General features: G+C 75.3%; 2 protein-coding genes. Both read left to right on the forward strand.

Annotated features, from left to right (window positions below; translation table 11 throughout):
- Positions 1–8: 8 nt before the first annotated feature.
- Positions 9–8,276, forward strand: coding sequence for a non-ribosomal peptide synthetase (locus tag CG747_RS13700; protein WP_100601992.1), 8,268 nt, complete (start codon positions 9–11; stop codon positions 8,274–8,276).
- A complete protein-coding gene (locus tag CG747_RS13705; protein ID WP_100601993.1) occupies positions 8,273–19,276 on the forward strand; it encodes a non-ribosomal peptide synthetase in 11,004 nt (3,667 codons plus the stop codon). The genes CG747_RS13700 and CG747_RS13705 overlap by 4 nt, the downstream gene beginning before the upstream one ends.

The raw sequence follows: 19,276 nt of genomic DNA on the forward strand, positions 1-19,276 counted from the left end.
GGGTTTCCATGGGTGAGGGGCGCGCACGCCGCCTGGATGAATTGTTCGCCGAGCAGGTGTCGAGGACACCGGACCGCACGGCGGTGGCCTTCGAGGGCCGAGCGGTGAGTTACCGGGAACTCGACGACCGGGCGGAGCGGTTGGCCGCCGTGCTGGCCGAGCGCGGCGCGGGACCGGAGCGGTTCGTCGCGCTGCTGCTGCCCCGCTCCGCCGACCTGGTCGTGGCGATCCTGGCCGTGCTGAAGTCCGGCGCCGGCTACATCCCGATCGACCCGGAGTACCCGGCCGACCGCATCGCCTACATCCTCGGCGACTCCCGCCCGGTGACGACCGTCACGACCGGCGCCGTCCGGACCGGCCTGGCCGATGAGCCGGCCGCGGCCGGGACGGACTGGCTGGTCATGGACGCCTGGGAGCGGGCGGCGGCCGAGGCGGCGGCCCGGCGCGGGACCGGAGCGGCCACGACGCCCGCACCGGCCGCCCCCCGCTCCCCTGAGAACCCCGCCTACGTCATCTACACCTCGGGCTCGACCGGCCGGCCCAAGGGCGTGGTCGTCCCGCACGGCAACGTGGCGCGGCTGCTGTCGTCCACCGCCCACTGGTACGGCTTCCACGAGCGCGACGTCTGGCCGCTGTTCCACTCGTTCGCCTTCGACGTGTCCGTCTGGGAGATCTGGGGCGCGCTGCTGCACGGCGGCAAACTGGTGGTCGTCCCGCACGCCACCACCCGCGCGCCCGCCGACTTCCTGCGGCTGCTGGTCGAGGAGCAGGTCACCGTCCTCAACCAGACGCCGTCGGCGTTCTACCAGCTGATGGCCGCCGACCGGGAGAACCCCGAACTCGGCGCCCGGCTCGCCCTGCGCTACGTCGTCTTCGCCGGCGAGGCGCTGGACCTCGGCAAGCTCGCCGACTGGTACGAGCGGCACGACGACGGCACCGCCGACGGTCCGACGCTGGTCAACATGTACGGCATCACCGAGACCACGGTGCATGCGTCCTTCCTGGCGCTGGACCGCGAGCGGGCGGCCCGCGCCGAGGGCAGCGCCGTCGGCGTCGCCCTCCCCGACCTGGCCTTCCACGTGCTGGACGAGGAGCTGCGGCCGGTGCCCGTGGGGGCCGGGGGCGAGCTGTACGTGGCCGGGCCCGGTCTCGCCCGCAACTACGCGGGCCGGCCGGGGCTGACCGCGGAGCGCTTCGTGGCCTGCCCGTTCGGCCCGCCCGGCGCCCGGATGTACCGCTCCGGCGACCTGGTGCGCAGACTGCCCGACGGCGGCCTGGCGTACCTGCGGCGCAGCGACGACCAGGTCAAGATCCGCGGCTTCCGGATCGAGCTGGGCGAGATCTCCCACGCGCTGACCCAGCACCCCTCGGTCGATCAGGCCGCCGTGGTGGTGCACGACGACGAGTCGGGGGAGCGCCGGCTGGTGGCGTACCTGGTGCCGTCCGGCGACGGACGGCCCACCCCGTCCCGGCTGCGCGCCGCGCTGGCCACCCGGCTGCCCGGCTACATGATCCCCACCGCCTTCCACACCATGGCGGCCTTCCCGCTGACCGCCAACGGCAAGCTGGACCGCCGGGCGCTGCCCGCGCCGACCCGCGAGGACCGCGTCGACGCCGCGTACACGGCACCCGAGGGCGCCACCGAGGAGGCGCTGGCCGGCATCTGGCGGGAGGTGCTCGGCGCCGAACAGGTAGGCGCCGAGGACGACTTCTTCGAGCTGGGCGGCGACTCGCTGTCCGTGGTGCGGGTGCTGTCGCGGATGCGCACCGCCCTCGGGCTGCGGCTGACCGCCGCGGAGTTCTTCGCCGCCCCCACCGTCCGCGCACTGGCCCGGCGCCGCCCGGCGGCCGCCGCACCGGAGGCGACGCGGATACCCGCCGCGCCCCGCACCGGCGCGCTGCCGCTGTCCTTCACCCAGCAGCGGTTCTGGCTGTTCCACGAACTCGACCCGGACGAGGTCGAGTACAACGTGCACGCCGCCCTGCGGCTGCGCGGCCCCCTCGACACCGCGGCGCTGCGCACCGCCCTGGCCGGGCTGATCGCCCGCCACGAGCCGCTGCGGACGACCGTGGTGTCCCGCGATGGTCGACCCGCCGCGGTGATCGCCCCGGCCGAGCGCGGCCCGGTGCCGCTGTACGTCCACGACCTCACCGCGCTCCCCGGCGAGGAACGGGACGCCGCGCAACGGAGGCTGCTGGCCGAGGAGGTGGCCCGGCCGTTCGACCTGACCGCCGGGCCGGTGCTGCGGGTGCTGCTGATCAACCGCGACGACCGCGATCACGTCCTGGTGGTCGGGGCGCACCACCTCGCCACCGACGGCTGGTCGATGGGGCTGATCACCGACGAGCTGAGCACCCGCTACCACGCCGCGCTCCACGACGCCCCCGTTGAGCTGCCGGCGCTGCCGGTCGGCTACGGCGACTACGCGGCCTGGCAGCGCACGCTCGCCGCCGACGGCCGACTGGAACCTCAACTCGACTACTGGCGTGGCCAGTTGAAGGACATCACGCCGCTGCAACTGCCCACCGACCGGCCCCGGCCCGCGGTGCGGACCTCGGCCGGCGCCGTGTACCGCTGCACCCTCGACCGCCGACTGGTCACCGGACTCAAGGAGCTCGGCGCCGCCCACGGCGCCACGCTCTTCATGACGCTGACCGCCGCGCTGCAGATCCTGCTCGCGCGCTGGTCAGGGCAGCGGGACATCGCCCTGGGCACCGCCGTCTCGGGCCGTGACCACCCCCAGGTCGAGCACCTGGTCGGCGCGTTCATCAACACCGTGGTGCTGCGCTCCGACGTCCGCGGCGAGCTGCCGTTCGACACCTTCCTCGGCGAGGTGCGGCAGACCGTGCTCGGCGCCTTCGCCCACCAGGACGTGCCGTTCGACCAGGTCGTGGACGCGCTGGGGGTCGAGCGCGACCCGAGCCGCACTCCGGTGGTGCAGGCGATGCTGCTGCTGCAGAACGCCCCGGCCGCCGCGGAGGAGTTCGCCGGGCTGCGCACCGAGCCCCTCGCGCTGCCGAGACCGGCCGCGATCTTCGACCTCACGGTGGACGTCACCGAGCGGGCCGGCGCGCTGGAGGTCGCGGTCGAGTACAACACCGACCTGTTCGACGCGGCGACCGCCGAGCGGCTGGCCGGCCACCTGCGGGTGCTGCTGGACGCCGTCCGCACCGCCCCGCGGACCCCCCTGCACGACCTTCCGCTGCTGACCGCGGAGGAGCGCCGGACCCTGCTGCACGGCTGGAACGACACCGCCACCCCACTGCCCACGATGCTGGGCGTGCACCGGCAGTTCGCCGCACAGGCGCGCCGCACCCCGGACGCGCTAGCCGTGACGCACCGCACCGAGTCCCTGAGCTACGCCCAACTGGAGTCCCGCGCAAACCAGTTGGCGCACCACCTGATCGGCCTCGGGGTGGGCCGGGGCACCCCGGTGGTGCTGAACCTGGACCGCCGGCCACAGCTGATCGTGGCGATGCTCGCGGTGCTCAAGGCCGGCGGCGCCTACGTACCGACCGCGCCGGACACCCCCGCGGCGCGGCTCGGCCGGCTCCTCACGGAGACCGGCACGCCGGTGCTGCTGACCACCGGCGAGCGGGCCGCGGGGCTCCCGGACACCCGGACGGCCGTCGTCGACCTCGACGCGGCGGCGCCGGAGATCGCCGGCCGCCCCACGGACGACCCCGGCGTCGCGACCGGCCCCGACGACCTCGCGTACATCGTCCACACCTCCGGCTCCACCGGCCGCCCCAAGGGCGTGGCGGTGCCGCACGGCGCGCTGACCGACTACTGCGCCTGGCACAACGACGCGTGGGACATCCGCCCGCGCGACCGCGCCTCCTCGGTGGTCGGGCTCGCCTTCGACGTCGCGGTCGGCGAGGTGTGGCCGTATCTGTGCGCGGGTGCCCGGGTGGACCAGCCCGACCAGGAGACGCTGGACGACCCGACGGCGCTGGTCGAGTGGTTCACCGAGCGCGGCACCACCGTCGCCTACCTGCCGACACCGCGCATCGAGTCGCTGCTGGACGTCCCGGCGATCACCGGGACCCGACTGCGCACCGTCCTGGTCATCGGCGACACGCTGCGCCGCAGGCCCCCGCCGGGCCTGCCGTTCACGCTGGTCAACGCCTATGGCCCGGCGGAGGCGACGGTGGCCGCGACACAGGCCGCGGTCGAGCCGCTCGGCGCCGACGCGCCCGCCGGCCTGCCGTCCATCGGCGCACCCCTGCACAACACCGCCGCCTACGTCCTCGACGACCGGCTCCACCCGGTCCCCGTCGGGGTGCCCGGCGAGCTGTACCTGGCCGGCGCGGGGCTTGCCCGCGGCTACGCCGACCGCCCCGACCTGACCGCCGAGCGGTTCGTGGGCTGCCCGTTCGGGCCGCCCGGAACGCGGATGTACCGCACGGGCGACATCGTCCGCTGGCTGCCGGACGGCACGCTGGACTTCCTCGGCCGCGCCGACAACCAGGTCAAACTGCGCGGATACCGGATCGAGTTGGGCGAGATCGAGAGCGTGCTGGCCCGCCGCCCCGGGATCGCCCAGGTCTTCGTCACGGTGCGGGAGCCCGCACCGGGCCGCCGGGCGCTGGTGGCCTACCTGGTGCCCGACCGGGGCGCGGCACCCGACCCGGACGAACTGGCCGGGCACCTCGCCGCCGTGCTGCCGGAGTACATGGTCCCGTCCCGCTTCGTGGCGCTCGACGCGCTGCCGCTGACCGCCAACGGCAAGATCGACCGGCGGGCGCTGCCCGACCCGGAGCCGCCCGCGGGCGGCAGCGCCTACGCCGCGCCCCGCAACGCGGTCGAGGAGACCCTGGCCGCCGTCTGGGCCGAGGTCCTCGACGTCGAACGGGTCGGCGTGCACGACAACTTCTTCACCCTGGGCGGCGACTCGATCGCCGGACTGCAGGCCGCGGTCCGGGCCCGGAAGGCCGGTCTGCGGCTGGCGTCCAAGGACCTGTTCCGGCTACAGACCATCGCCGCGCTCAGCCCGGTCGTGACGGTCGACCGGCAGCCCGCCGAACCGGACCGGCAGACGACCGGCCGGGCCTTCGCGCTGAGCGGCCTCGACGCGGCGGGCATCGCGCGACTGAGCGCCGCCGGAGCCCCGGCCGAGGACGCCTATCCGCTCACCCCCATGCAGAGCGGGCTGCTCTTCCACAACCTGATGGACACCGAACGCGGCCTGTACGTCGAGCAGTTCCGCTTCGTACTGGACGACATCCGCGCGCCGGAGCTGCTCGCCGACGCCTGGCAGCGGGTGGTGGACCGCACCCCGATGCTGCGCACCGACCTGTTCTGGACCGGGCTCGACGAACCCCTCCAGGTCGTCCGGTCCGCCGCGCGGATACCCGTGGCGCACCTGGACTGGACGGCGCTGGACGAGACCGGGCGGCGGGCGGCGCTCACCCGCTACCTGGCCGAGGACCGGGCGCGGGGACTGGACCTGCACCGCGCACCGCTGATGCGGCTCGCCCTCGCCCGGCTCGGCGCCGACCGGGTCCAACTGGTGTGGACCTTCCACCACCTCCTGCTGGACGGCTGGAGCGCGCTGCAGGTGCTCGCCGAGACGATCGGGGAGTACGCCGCGCTCGCCGACGGCATGCCCTACACCGCGCCGGAGCGGCACGCCTACGCCGAGTTCGTCGGCTGGCTCGCCGCGCAGGACGGCGCCGCCGCCGAAACGTACTGGCGGGCGGCGCTCGCCGGACGCCGGTCGCCCACCCCGCTGCCGTACGACCGGCCGCGCACCGCCACCCACCGGACCGCCTCCGACGCCACCCGCACGCTGCGGCTGTCGGCAGTGGAGACCGCCCGCCTCGGGGAGGTCGCCAAGCGCGCCGGGGTCACGTTGAACACCGTGCTGCAGGGCCTGTGGGCACTGCTGCTCGCCCGCTACGGCGGCGAGCGGGACGTGCTGTTCGGCGCGACGGTCGCCGGCCGGCCGGACGAACTGGCCGGTGCCGAGTCGGTGATCGGGCTGTTCATCAACACCCTGCCGGTGCGCATCGAGGTGGACCCGGACGCCGACCTGGCGACGTGGCTGCGCCGGGTGCAGGACGAGCAGGCCGAGGCGCGCGCCCACGAGCAGGTCTCCCTCGCCCAGGTGCAGGGGTGGGCCCCGGAGCGCTCGGGCGGCGCCCTGTTCGACAGCGTGCTGGCCTTCGAGAACTTCCCTGCCGACGTGGGCGTCGCCGGCCGGTACGGCCTCCGGCTCGACGCGATCGAGGCCGGCAACACCTCCAACTACCCACTGAGCGCCATCGTGTACGCCGGCGACGAGCTGTCCGTGGTGCTGGTCCACGACACCGCGCTGTTCGACCCCGGCACCGTCGAGCGGCTGGCCGGGCACCTGCGCACCCTGCTGACCGAGACCGCCCGGGACCCCGACCGCCCGCTCCGCGCGCTGCCCTGGCTCACCGCCGCGGAGCGGCACACCCTCCTGGACACCTGGACCGACACCGCCTCGGCGTACCCGGTCGACCGCCGACTGGACGCGGTCATCGCCGAACGGGCCGCTGCCCAGCCCGACGCCGTGGCCGTCGTCGACGGACAACGGCACCTCACCTACGGCGAGTTGGACCGGCGGGCCAACCAGTTGGCGCACCACCTACGGGCCGCCGGCGTCGACCGGGACGCGCTTGTCGGGATCGCCGTGGAGCGCAGCGCCGAGGTCGTGGTGGCCATCTTGGCGACCCTGAAGGCGGGCGCCGGGTACGTACCGCTCGACCCGGAGTTCCCGGCGCAGCGGCTGGCCGCCATGGTCGCCGAGTCCCGGCCCGCGGTCCTGCTCACCCAGGAGCACCTGCTGGCCGGGCTGCCCCCGACGGACGCCCGGGTGGTGTGCGTGGACCGGGACCTACCGGCCGTCGCCACCCACCCGGACACCGCGCCGGAACTCCTCGGCGACGCCGGTGACCTGGCCTATGTCACCTACACCTCGGGCTCGACGGGCCGCCCGAAGGGGGTGATGGTGGAGCACCGCTCGCTGTTCAACATCGTCACCGAGGCCATCCGGCTCTACGCCCTCGGCCCCGACAGCCGGATGCTGCAGTTCTACACGATGAGCTTCGACGGCGGCGTCTGGGAGGTCTTCCTGACACTGACGGCCGGAGCCACCCTCGTCATCGCGGCGCCCGAGGCGCGGCAGAGCCCGGCCCGGCTCGCCGAGCAACTGCGCGCGGAGTCGATCACCGCGCTGACCCTGCCGCCCGCGGTGGCCGCCGTACTGGACGCGGCGGCGCTGCCCGGCGTACGCAGCCTGGGACTGGCCGGTGACGTGCTGGCGCCCGAGCTCGCCCGTGAATGGGCCCGGGACCGGCGGCTGTTCAACATCTACGGACCCAGCGAGGCGACCCTGTCCGTGGCACTGCACCGCGTCGACCCCGCGGTGACCGGCCGCCGGGTGCCGCTCGGCCCGCCGGTGCCCAACACCCGCTGCTACGTGCTCGACGAGCGGCTGGCCGCGGTGCCGGTCGGCGTCACCGGAGAGCTGTACCTCGGCGGTGCCGGGCTGGCCCGCGGCTACCTGGGCCGCCCGGACCTCACCGCGCAGCGCTTCGTCGCCGACCCGTTCGGCCCACCCGGCAGCCGCCTCTACCGCACCGGTGACCTGGTGCACTGGACCCCCGAGGGGCGGCTGGAGTTCGCCGGCCGGGTGGACGACCAGGTCAAGATCCGGGGCTACCGGGTGGAGCCCGCCGAGGTGGAGAGCGCCCTGCTGCGGCAGCCCGGCGTCGCGGAGGCGGCGGTGGTCGCCCGGGACGACGGCAGCGGGCACAGGCGACTGGTCGGCTACGTCGTGCCGGACGGGACCACCGCCGAGGGAGACGGCCCCGAACCCACCGCGCTGCTGCGCGCCCTGCACGGCGAACTCCCCGGCTACATGGTGCCGTCGGCCCTGGTCACCTTGGCGGCGCTGCCGCTCGGCCCGACCGGCAAGGTCGACGCCCGGGCACTGCCCGCACCGGACCCGGCCGGCCTGACCACCGCGGAACCGATCGCCCCCCGGACCCCCACCGAGGAGGCCCTGGCCGCCATGTGGGCGGAGCTGCTGGGACTCCCGCGGGTCGGGGTCGAGGACGACTTCTTCGACCTCGGCGGCGACTCCGTCACCAGCCTGCGACTGATGGCGCGGATCAGCGGTGCGTTCGGCGTGGAGATCTCCCCCCGCGACTTCTTCGACGCCCCCACCATCGCCGTACTCGCCGAGCGCCTGGAGGACACGATCCTGGCGCAGTTGGAAGAAGCCGTCGGAGGCGGCGCCCTATGACCAGCTCTGCAGCGGACCTGCCCGAGAACCCGACCACCGTCCCGCAGTCGCGCGCCGCACGCACCGCCGCGCTGCCCGCACACGCACAGGAACTGCTGCGCGCCCGGCTCGCCGGACAGGCGTCCGCGGCGCCCGGCGCCGAGGAGGTCCCGCGCCTCGGGCACGACGGCCCGGCGCCGCTCTCACCCGCCCAGGAACGCCTGTGGTACCTGCACGAACTCGAACCGGACAGCAACGAGTACAACACCCTGCGGGTGCTGCGCCTGCACGGCCGGCTCGACCTCGACGCGCTGACCGCGGCCCTCACCGGGATCGTCGCCCGGCACGGTGCGCTGCGCACCACCTTCGACTCCCGTGACGGCCGCGCGGAGCAGACCGTGCACCCGGCAGGGAAGCCGGAGCTGCCCCTCGTCGACCTGTCGGCGGCGGCCGGCGACGAACGGGACGACGCGCTGCACACCCTGCTGCTGGCCGAGGCGCGGCGCCCGTTCGACCTGCGCCGCGGACCGGTGCTGCGGACCCAACTGATCCGGCTGGCCGCCGAGGAGCACGTCCTGGCGCTGGGCCTGCACCACATCGTCACCGACGGCTGGTCCACCGGCGTCCTCCAGGGCGAGCTGACCGCCCTGTACACCGCGGCGGTGCGCGGGGAACAGGCCCGGTTGCCCGAACTCCCGCTGCGTTTCGCCGACGTCGCCGCCTGGCAGCACGACCGGCTGACCGCGGAACGGCTGGCCACCGGGCTCGACCACTGGCGGCGCACGCTGGCCGGGCTGACACCGCTGGACCTGCCGACGACCCGGCCGCGGCCGCCGGTGCGCACCAGCGCCGGCGCACTGCACACCTTCGAGGTCCCGACGCCCCTCACCGCCCGGCTCAAGGCGCTCGGCCGGGCGCACGGCGCCACCCTGTTCATGACGCTGGTCGCCGCGGTCCAGCTGCTGCTGGCCCGCCGGTCCGGGCAGCGGGACCTGGCGGTGGGTACCGCGGCGGCCGGCCGCGGACGGCCGGAGACCGACCACCTCGTCGGCTTCTTCGTCAACAACCTGGTGCTCCGGGCCCGCATCGCGGAGGAGCGGCCGTTCACCGAGCTGCTGACGGCGGTGCGCGGCACGGTCCTGGACGCCTTCGCGCACGAGGACGTGCCGTTCCAGCGGGTCGTCGAGGCGCTGCGCCCGGAGCGCGACCCCAGCCGGCCACCGCTGGCCGAGGTCGCGGTGAACCTCCACAACACCCCGCGCACCGGGACACCGCCGCCCGGGCTGCGGATCGAGGAGGTGCTGCCGCCGGTGGTCACCTCCAGCATGGAGCTGGCCTTCGACTTCACCGAGCGGGACGGCCGGCTCGACGGGCACCTCACCTACAACACCGACCTGTTCGACGCCGACACCGCCGCGCGCACCGCGGCCCAACTCCTCACCCTGCTCGACGACCTGACGCTGCGGCCCACCGCCCCCGTGGCGGAGCTGGCCGTGCTGCCGGCCGGCGAGCTGCGCGAGGTGACCGAGGAGTGGCCGCACTCCGGGCCCGGCCGACCGGCCCGCACCGTCCCGGAGCTCTTCGCCGCGCAGGTGGCCCGCACCCCCGGCGCCGAGGCGCTGGTGTCCGACCGGGAGACCCTCAGCTACGCCGAACTGGACGCCCGCACCAACCGGTTGGCGCGGCTGCTGCTGGCCCGCGGGGCCGGGCCGGAGGCCCTGGTGGCGGTGGCGCTGCCACGCTCCGCGGAGGCCGTCGTGGCGACCCTCGCGGTCCTCAAGGCCGGCGCCGCCCATCTGCCGCTGGACCCCGGGAACCCGGTCGAACGGAACCGGCTGATGGTCGAGGACGCCCGGCCGCTGCTGGTGCTCACCGCGGCCGGCTTCGACGGCGGGGCCGACCTCGGAGCCCCCGCACTGATGCTCGACGGGCCCGAGGCCCGCACCGCCGCCGCCCGGCACTCCGCCGCCCCGCTGACCGCCGGTGAGCTGCCCGCCCCGCTGCTGCCCGGCCACCCGGCGTACGTCGTCTACACCTCCGGCTCGACCGGCCGCCCCAAGGGCGTGGTGGTCACCCACGCCGGTGTGCACGGCCTGGTGGCGGCCCAGTCGGCGCACTTCCGTACCGGCCCCGGCGCCCGGGTGCTCTCGTTCGCCGCGCTCGGATTCGACGCGGGCGTCTCCGAGTTCGGGATGGCACTGCTGTCCGGGGGCGCGCTGGTGGTCGTCGACCAGGAGCGGATCCTGCCCGGCGCGCCACTGGCCGAACTGCTGCCCGCACACCGCGTCACGCACGTGACGCTGCCGCCCGGCGCGCTGTCCGTGCTCACCCCGGGAACGCTGCCCGAGGACCTGACGCTCATCGTGGCGGGCGAGGCCTGCCCGGCCGCGGTGGCCCGCGCCTGGTCCGCCCACCACCGCATGATCAACGCCTACGGTCCGACCGAGTCCACGGTCTGCGCCAGTATGAGCCGCCCGCTGACCCCGGACACCGTCGGCGACACGGTGCCCGTCGGCCGTCCGCTGTCCGGCGTCCGGGTCAGCGTCCTGGACGACCGGCTGCGCCCGGTGCCCGCCGGTGTCCCCGGCGAGGTGTACCTCTCCGGCACCGCGCTGGCCCGCGGCTACTTGGGACGGCACGCGCTCACCGCGGAACGCTTCGTCGCCGACCCCTACGGCCCGCCCGGCAGCCGGATGTACCGCACCGGCGACCGCGCCCGCTGGCTGCCCGGCGGCGACCTGGACTACCTCGGCCGCACCGACGACCAGGTCAAACTGCGCGGCTTCCGGATCGAACTCGGCGAGGTCGAGGCCGTGCTGTCCCGCCACGACGGGCTCACGGCGGTGGCCGCCGCGGTCCACGAGGACGAACGGGGCACCCGCCGCCTGGTCGCCTACGCCGTACCGTCGGCCCCGACCGGCCCCGCGGACGCCGAAACCGGCGCCCGGCTGCGGGAGTTCGCCCGCGGAGCGCTGCCCGAGCACATGGTGCCCTCGGTCGTCGTCCTGCTGGACCGGCTGCCGCAGAACGCCAACGGGAAGGTCGACCGGCGGGCACTGCCGGCGCCCGACCTCGGCCGGGCGGGCCACGGCCCCCGGGTCGCACCGCGCACCCCGGCGGAGCGGACGCTGGCCCGCATCTGGTCCGAGGTCCTCGGCGTCACCGACATCGGCGTCGAGGACAACTTCTTCGACCTGGGCGGGGACTCCATCCTCAGCCTGCAGGTGGTGGCGCGGGCCCGGGCCGCCGGGCTGCGGGTGACCGCCAAGCAGACCTTCCTGCGGCAGACCATCGCCGACCTGGCCGCCGAGGCCGGCACCGCGGCCGCCCCGCCGGACGCGCCGGACCACGGGCCGGTCACCGGCGAGGTCCCGCTCACCCCCATCCAGCACTGGTTCTTCGACACCCTCGGCGCCAGTCTGGGGCAGTTCAACCAGTCGCTCTACCTGGAGCTGGGGGAGGAGCCGGACCACGGGGCGCTGCGCACCGCGCTGGCCGCGCTGACCGCGCACCACGACGCGCTGCGGCTGCGCGCGGCGCCCGACGGCGACCGGTGGCGGCTGCACAACGCCGCCGCCGAGACCGGTGAACTCCTCGTCCCGGTCGACCTGTCCGACCGGTCCCCGCAGGCGCAGGACGCCATGATGGCGGCCGCGATCGACGCCGCCCAGAAGGGGTTCGACCTCGCCGGGGGCCCGCTGCTGCGCGCCCGGCTGTTCGCCCTGGGGGCCACCCGGCCGGCCCGGCTGTACCTCGTCGCCCACCACCTCGTCGTCGACGGAATGTCCTGGCGCATCCTCCTGGCGGACCTGGAGACCGGCTACCGTCAGGCCCTGGCGAGCCGCCCGGTCGACCTGGGCCCCCGCACCACCTCGTTCCGCGACTGGTCGCGCCGACTGTCCCGGCACGCCACCGAGGGCGGTCTGCACGACGAACTCCCTTACTGGGAAGCCGCGGTGGAGGCGGCACGAGAGGCCGCGCCGCTCCCGGTGGACATGGCCGGGGCCGCGGACGGCAACACCGCCGGAGCGGCCCGCAAAGTCACCGCCCGGCTCTCCGCCCGGGCCACCGACGCCCTGCTCCGGCAGGTGCCCGAGGCGTACCGCACCCAGATCAACGACGTGCTGCTGAGCGCGCTGGGCCGGGTGCTGGCCGACTGGACGGGCGGCGACCGGGTCCTGGTCGCCCTGGAGGGCCACGGCCGGGAGGACCTCTTCGACGACGTCGACCTCACCCGCACCGTCGGGTGGTTCACCACCGTCTACCCGGTCACCTTGCGGATGCCGGACCACCGCGACTGGGGGACGGTCCTCAAGAGCGTCAAGGAGCAACTGCGGGCGATCCCGCGGGGCGGCCTGGGCCACGGCGTGCTGCGCCACCTCGCCGGCCCCGGCACCCGGCTCCCCACGGGCCCGGAACCCGAGGTCGGCTTCAACTACCTCGGCCGGCTGGAGGCGGACACCGGATCCGGCGGCCTGGCCCGGGCGCTGCTGGACAGCCCGGGCGCCGAACGGGCCGCGGACCAGCGCCGCCCCCACCTGCTGGAGATCAACGGACAGGTGACCGGCGGCCGGCTGGAGTTCGACTGGACGTACTCGGCCGACCGGCACCGCACCGAGACGATCGAACGGCTCGCGATGGCGTTCATGGCCGCGCTGGAGGCGATCGTGGCGCACTGCGCCGAGCCCGGCTCCGGCGGCGCCACCCCCTCCGACTTCCCGCTGGCCGCCCTCGACCAGGCCACCGTGGACCGGATCGCGGGCGATGGCCGGGCGGTCGAGGACATCTACCCGCTCACGCCGATGCAGAGCGGCATGCTCTTCCACGCGCTGAGCGAGTCCGGACGCGACCCGTACACCGGGCACTTCGGCGTACGGGTCGACGGGGTCACCGACCCCGGGGCGCTGGCCGCGGCCTGGCAGCAGGTGGTGGACCGCACACCCGCGCTGCGCACCGCGATCGTCTGGCAGGACGTCGCCGAGCCGCTGCAGGTGGTGCACCGCACCGCCCGGGTGCCGGTGACCCACCACGACCTGCGGGCCCGGACCGCGGCGGACCGGCAGACCGCCCTGGACGAGCTCTGGGCGCGGCGCACGGAGGCCGCCATCGACCTCGCGCGGCCGCCCGCGCTGCGGCTGACCCTGGTCCGGTCGAGCGACACCGCGGTGCAGATGTACTGGACCTCGCACCACATCCTGATGGACGGCTGGAGCTTCGCCGGGCTGCTGTCGGAGGTGTGCGCCCGCTACGCCGCGCTGACCGGAGGCCCGCAGCCGGTCGTCCCGGCCCGCCGTCCGTACCGCGACTACCTGCGCTGGCTGGCCGCACAGGACCAGGAGGCGGCGCGGGCGCACTGGCGGTCGGTGGTCGACGGCTTCACCGTGCCCACCCCGCTGCCCTTCGACCGGCAGCCGGTGAAGGCGCACGGCACCCGCTCCTCCCGCGAGGTGCGGTGTGCGCTGTCCGCCGAGCGCTCCGCGCAGCTGACGCGGGCCGCCCGGGCGGCCCGGCTGACCGTCAACACGCTGGTGCAGGGCGCCTGGGCGGCGTTGCTGGCCCGCTACTCCGGCACCGACGACATCTGCTTCGGCACCACCGTCTCCGGCCGCCCGGCGACCCTGCCGGGCGCCGAAGCGATGGCCGGCCTGTTCATCAACACCGTCCCGGTGCGGGCGAGGATCGACGGCACCCCGGCCGTGACGTGGCTGCGGCGCCTGCAGGGCGAGCAGCTCGACTCCCGGCAGTACGAGCACGTGTCGCTGGCGCAGATCCAGCGCGCGAGCGGCGTACCGGTCGGCACCAACCTCTTCGACAGCATCGTGGTCTTCGAGAACTACCCCTACGACGGCGACGCCGCCGCCGCGCACGGACTCGGGCTGGGCACGTTCCAGGGCGACGAGGTCACCAACTACGCGCTCACCCTGACCGCGTACGCGGCCGACACCCTGCACCTGAACCTGGGCTACGACCCGGACCTGTTCGACGAGGCCACCGTGCGTGCGATGAGCGGGCACCTGGCGACGCTGCTCGACGGCATCGCCGCCGCCCCGGACACCCCGATGGACGACCTCCCGCTGCTGGACGCGGCCGAGCGGGCGCGCCTGTTGGTGCAGTGGAACGACACCGCCGTCGCCGTCCCGCCGCCCCGGCCGGTGCACGAGGTGTTCGCCGAGCGGGCGGCCCGCACCCCGGACGCGGTGGCGGTCACCGACGCCGAGCGGCGGCTGACCTTCGCCGAACTGGAGTCCCGCGCCAACCAGCTGGCCCATCACCTGGTCGGCCTGGGGGTCGGCCCCGGCACGCTGGTCGGGGTCTGCGCCGACCGCGGGGTGGACGCCGTGGTGGCGCTGCTGGGTGTGCTGCGGGCCGGCGGCGCGTTCGTGCCGCTGGACCCGGCCTATCCGGCGGAGCGGCTGGCGACCATGCTGGCGGACGCCGCGGTTCCGGTCGTGGTGACCGAGGAGCGGCTGCTCGACCGGGTCGCCGGGCACGGGGCCGCCACGGTCTGCCTGGACCGCGAACAGCCGCTGCTGCGGTGCCTTCCCACCGATCCGCCGCACACCGCGGTGACGCCCGAGGACCTGGCGTACGTCATCTACACCTCCGGCACCACCGGCCGGCCCAAGGGCGTGATGGTCGAGCACCGGCACGTCCACCACATGGTGCACGGCTGGGACCGGCGGTACGGGCTCACCGCGTTGCGGCCACGGGCGCTGTCCGTCTCCAGCATCTCGGTCGACCTGTTCTTCAGCGACTTCCTGCTCTCCGCCCTGTTCGGCGGGACGATGGTGATCTGCCCGCAGGACGCGGTCGCCGACCAGGTGGCGCTGACCGACCTGCTCCTGGAGAGCCGGGCCCAGCTGATGGTGACCGTGCCGACGCTGGCGCGGGCGATGGTCGCCGAGCTGACCTGGCGCGGGGTCCGGCCGGAGGCGCTGCGGGTGCTGATGGTCGGGTCCGAGGGATGGCCGGCCGACGCCGCCGCCGAGATCCTCGCCGGGCTGGCACCGGGCACGGTCCTGGTCAACGCGTACGGCTCGACCGAGACCACGGTCGACTCCACGGTGTTCCAGCTCGGCCGGGACCCGCTGGGGGACGCCGCGTTCGTCCCGGTCGGCCGGCCGCTGGCGAACACCCGGATCCACGTCCTGGACGCCCGGATGCGCCCGGTGCCCACCGGTGTCGTCGGCGAGTGCTACATCGCCGGCGACGGTGTCTCCCGCGGCTATCTGGGCCGCCCGGAGCTGACCGCCGAACGATTCCTCGACGACCCGTTCGCGCCCGGGCCGGGCGCCCGGATGTACCGCACCGGCGACCTGGCGCGCTGGCGCGCCGACGGCAACCTCGAATGCCTGGGCCGGGTCGACGACCAGGTCAAGGTCCGTGGTTTCCGGGTCGAACTCGGCGAGGTGGAGGCCGTGTTGGCCCGGCACCCGGACGTCTCGGCGGCAGCCGCCGCGGTCCGCCGGGACGACGGCGGTCCGGCCCGCCTGGTGGGCTATGCGGTGCCCGCCGCCGGCCGGGTCCCCGACACCGCCGAACTGCGGGCGTTCGCCGCCGAACGGCTGCCGGCGCCGGCGGTCCCCACCGCGTACGTGGTGGTGGACGCGCTGCCGATGACACCGAGCGGCACCGTCTCCCGGCGCGCCCTGCCGGCCCCGGCCGGCGGCCAGGAGCCCGCCCGCCCGTACGTCCCGCCGGCCAACGGCACCGAACTGCTGCTGTGCGGCATCTGGCAGGAGGTCCTGGGCGTCGAACGGGTCGGCGTGCACGACAGCTTCTTCGAGCTGGGCGGCGACTCCATCCTCAGCATCCGGGTCATCTCCCGGATCCGGGCGTCCCTGGGGGTGGCCCCCTCGCCCCGCCAGCTCTTCGACACCCCGACGGTGGCCGCGCTCGCCGCGGCCCTCGACCGGCAGGCACCCGCGGACGGCACCGTCCCGCCGCTGGTACCGGCCGACCGCACCGCCCCGCTGCCGCTGTCGTCCGCCCAGCAACGCCAGTGGTTCCTGCACGACTTCGACCCGGACAGCAGCGAGTACCACATCGTCACCGGCCTCCGGCTCGGCGGGACGCTGGACGCCGCGGCGCTGCAACGGGCGCTGACCGGTCTCGTCGCCCGGCACGAGGCACTGCGCACCACCTACGAGGCCGTCGACGGCGGCGCCCGGCAGGTCGTGCACCCGGCGGCCGAGGTGCCGTGTGCCCGGACGGACCTGTCCGGCGTCCCGGCGGACCGGCGCGAGGACGTCCTGCGCGGCCACGTGGAGCGCGCCGCGGCCCGGCCGTTCCGCCTGGCCGAGGGCCCGGTGCTGCGCGCCGAACTGTTCCGGCTCGGCGCCCGGGACCACCTGCTGCTGCTGGTCATCCACCACATCGCCACCGACGGCGGCTCGATGGCGGTGCTCTGCGAGGAACTCGGCGTTCTCTACACCGCGGAGCTGACCGGCACCGCCCCCGCCCTCCCCGAACTCCCGGTCGGCTACGTGGACTACGCGGTCTGGCAGCGCCGGCTGCTGTCCGGTCCGGCGCTGGACGGGCACCTGGCCTACTGGCGCGAGCGGCTCGCCGGGGTCCGCCCGCTGGCGCTGCCCACCGACCGGCCCCGGCCGACGGTGCGCAGCTCCGCCGGCCGGATGCTGCTGGTCGACATCGAGCCGCGGGTGGCCGCCGGCCTCAAGGAGCTGGCGCGCCGCCACGACGCGACGCTGTTCATGGTGCTGACCGCCGCGGTCCAGCTGCTGCTGGCCCGCTGGACCGGGCAGCGGGACATCGTCGTCGGCACCCCCTCGGCGGGCCGCCCCCGGCAGGAACTCGAAGGCGTCGTGGGGCTGTTCGTCAACACCGTCGCGATCCGCTCCACCGTCGCCATGGACCGCACCTTCGGCGAACTGCTCGACGCGGTGCGCGGTACGGCACTGGAGGCGTTCGAGCACGCGGACGTGCCGTTCGACCGGCTGGTGGAGGTGCTCCGGCCGCGCCGCGACCCGAGCCGCAACGCGCTGGTCGAGGTGTTCGTCGGGCTGGAGACGGACCGGTCGGCACCGCCCGCACTGCCCGGACTGACGGTGGCCGAGGTCCCGTTCGTCAGCGGGGAGGTCAGCCATGACCTCAGCTTCGACTTCGTGGACCAGCCGGACGGGCTGCGGGCCGCGATCGGCTACAGCACCGCGCTGTTCGACCCGGAGAGCGTCGAGCGGCTGGCCGACCGGTTCCTGGCACTGCTCGCCGGGGTGCCGGAGGACCACCGCGAGGCGGCCGACCTGATTCCGGCGGACGAGGCGGACGACGCGGACGAGGCATACGAGGCGTACGACGCGGACCCGGTGACCTCGCCGACCGGCCGCCGTCCCGAGCACGGCGCTCGGGACGCGGAACCGGACGACCCGGCCGACGCGCCGGCCCCCTACCGCGCGCCCGCCACGGACGCCGAACGGACCCTGGCGGAGATCTGGGCCGCCGTACTGGGCGTGTCCCGGGTCGGTACCGACGACAACTTCTTCCAGCTGGGCGGCGACTCGCTGCTGAGCATCCAGACCGTCCAGCGGATGCGGCAGGCGGGCCTGGCGGTGACCACGAAGGACCTGTTCGTGCACCAGAGCATCCGGCCGCTGGCCGCCCTGGCCGGTGAACGGGCCCCGGCGCGGCCGGCGGAGCCCCTCCCGGCCCCGGCCGCGCACGACGACCACGAGGGCGGCCCGATCCCGCTCACCCCCGCCCAGCACGACTACTTCGCCGCCGTACCGCTCGCCCCGCACCACTTCACCCAGTCCGTCCTCGTCGAACTGCACGCCGAGACGGACGAGGCGGCCCTGCGGCGGGCGCTGACCGCGCTGGTCGACCGGCACCCGGCGCTGCGCCACCGCTTCGTCCGCGAGGCCGGCGCATGGCGGCAGGACGCGGCCGGCGCCCAGGACGCGGACGTACTGCGGCGGCACGACCTGTCGGCGGTGCCGGGACGCCGACGCGCCTCCGCGATGGACGAGTTGGCAGCCGAGGCGGACGCCGGGCTGGCGCTGGACTCCGGCCCGCTGCTCGCGGCGCTGTTGTTCACCTTCGGGCCCGGGGAGCGGCCCGCGCTGTTCCTGACCGCGCACCACCTCGTCGTGGACGGCGTCTCCTGGCGGATCCTGCTGGCGGACCTGGAGGACGGCTACGTCCAGGCCCGCGCCGGCGCACCGGTGTCCCTGGCGGCCCCCGGCAGCTCCTTCGGGCAGTGGGCGCACCGGCTCGCCCGGCACGTCGCCGACGGCGCACTGGACGGGGAGGCCGCGTACTGGCAGGGGCTGCCGCCCGGGACCGAGGTCCCCCGCGACGGCGCCGGACCCGCGGTGGTGGAGTCCGTGCAGACCGTCACGGTGGAGCTGGCCGAGGACCTCAGCGAGGTGCTGCTGCGCCGGTCCGCCGGGGCGTTCCGCACCCGCTTCCAGGAGGTGCTGTTCGCCGCGCTGGCCGGTGTCCTGTCCCGCTGGACGGGCGAGCGCCGGGTGGTGTTCGACACCGAGGGGCACGGCAGGGAGGAGCTCTTCGAGGACCTCGACCTGTCCCGGACGGTCGGCTGGTTCACCACGGAGTATCCGGTCGCGCTCGACGTGGGCGACGATCCGGACGACTGGCCCGCGCTCATCAGGGGCGTGCGCCGGCAGCTGCGCGCGCTGCCCGGCAACGGGTTCGGCTACGGGGCGCTGCGCCGGCTGGGCCCGCCCGGCTCACCGGGCGCCGCACTGGCCGAACGCCCGCCGGCGCAGGTGGTGTTCAACTACCACGGGCAGGCCGACGAGGCCCAGCGCGCCGGGGAGAGCCGGCTCTACCACGCCTTCGGCGACCCGATCGGGCGTGAGCAGCGGCCCGACGAGGTGGCCCGGCACCCGGTTGAGGTGGTCGGCGCCGTACAGGCCGGGCAGCTCCGCTTCACCTGGTACTTCTCGCGCAACGTGCATCACCGGGCCACCATCGCCAAGGTGGCCGAGGACTTCGCCGACGCGCTGCGCGCCCTCGCCCGGCACATCCAGGAGCGGTGA

This window comes from Streptomyces sp. CB02959 (assembly GCF_002803155.1).
Taxonomy (GTDB): Bacteria; Actinomycetota; Actinomycetes; order Streptomycetales; family Streptomycetaceae; genus Streptomyces.

Bases quoted from the DNA above. Each gene is read 5' to 3' on its own strand.
- CG747_RS13700 (WP_100601992.1), top strand. From the start codon at position 9: ATGGGTGAGGGGCGCGCACGCCGCCTGGATGAATTGTTCGCCGAGCAG.
- CG747_RS13705 (WP_100601993.1), top strand. From the start codon at position 8,273: ATGACCAGCTCTGCAGCGGACCTGCCCGAGAACCCGACCACCGTCCCG.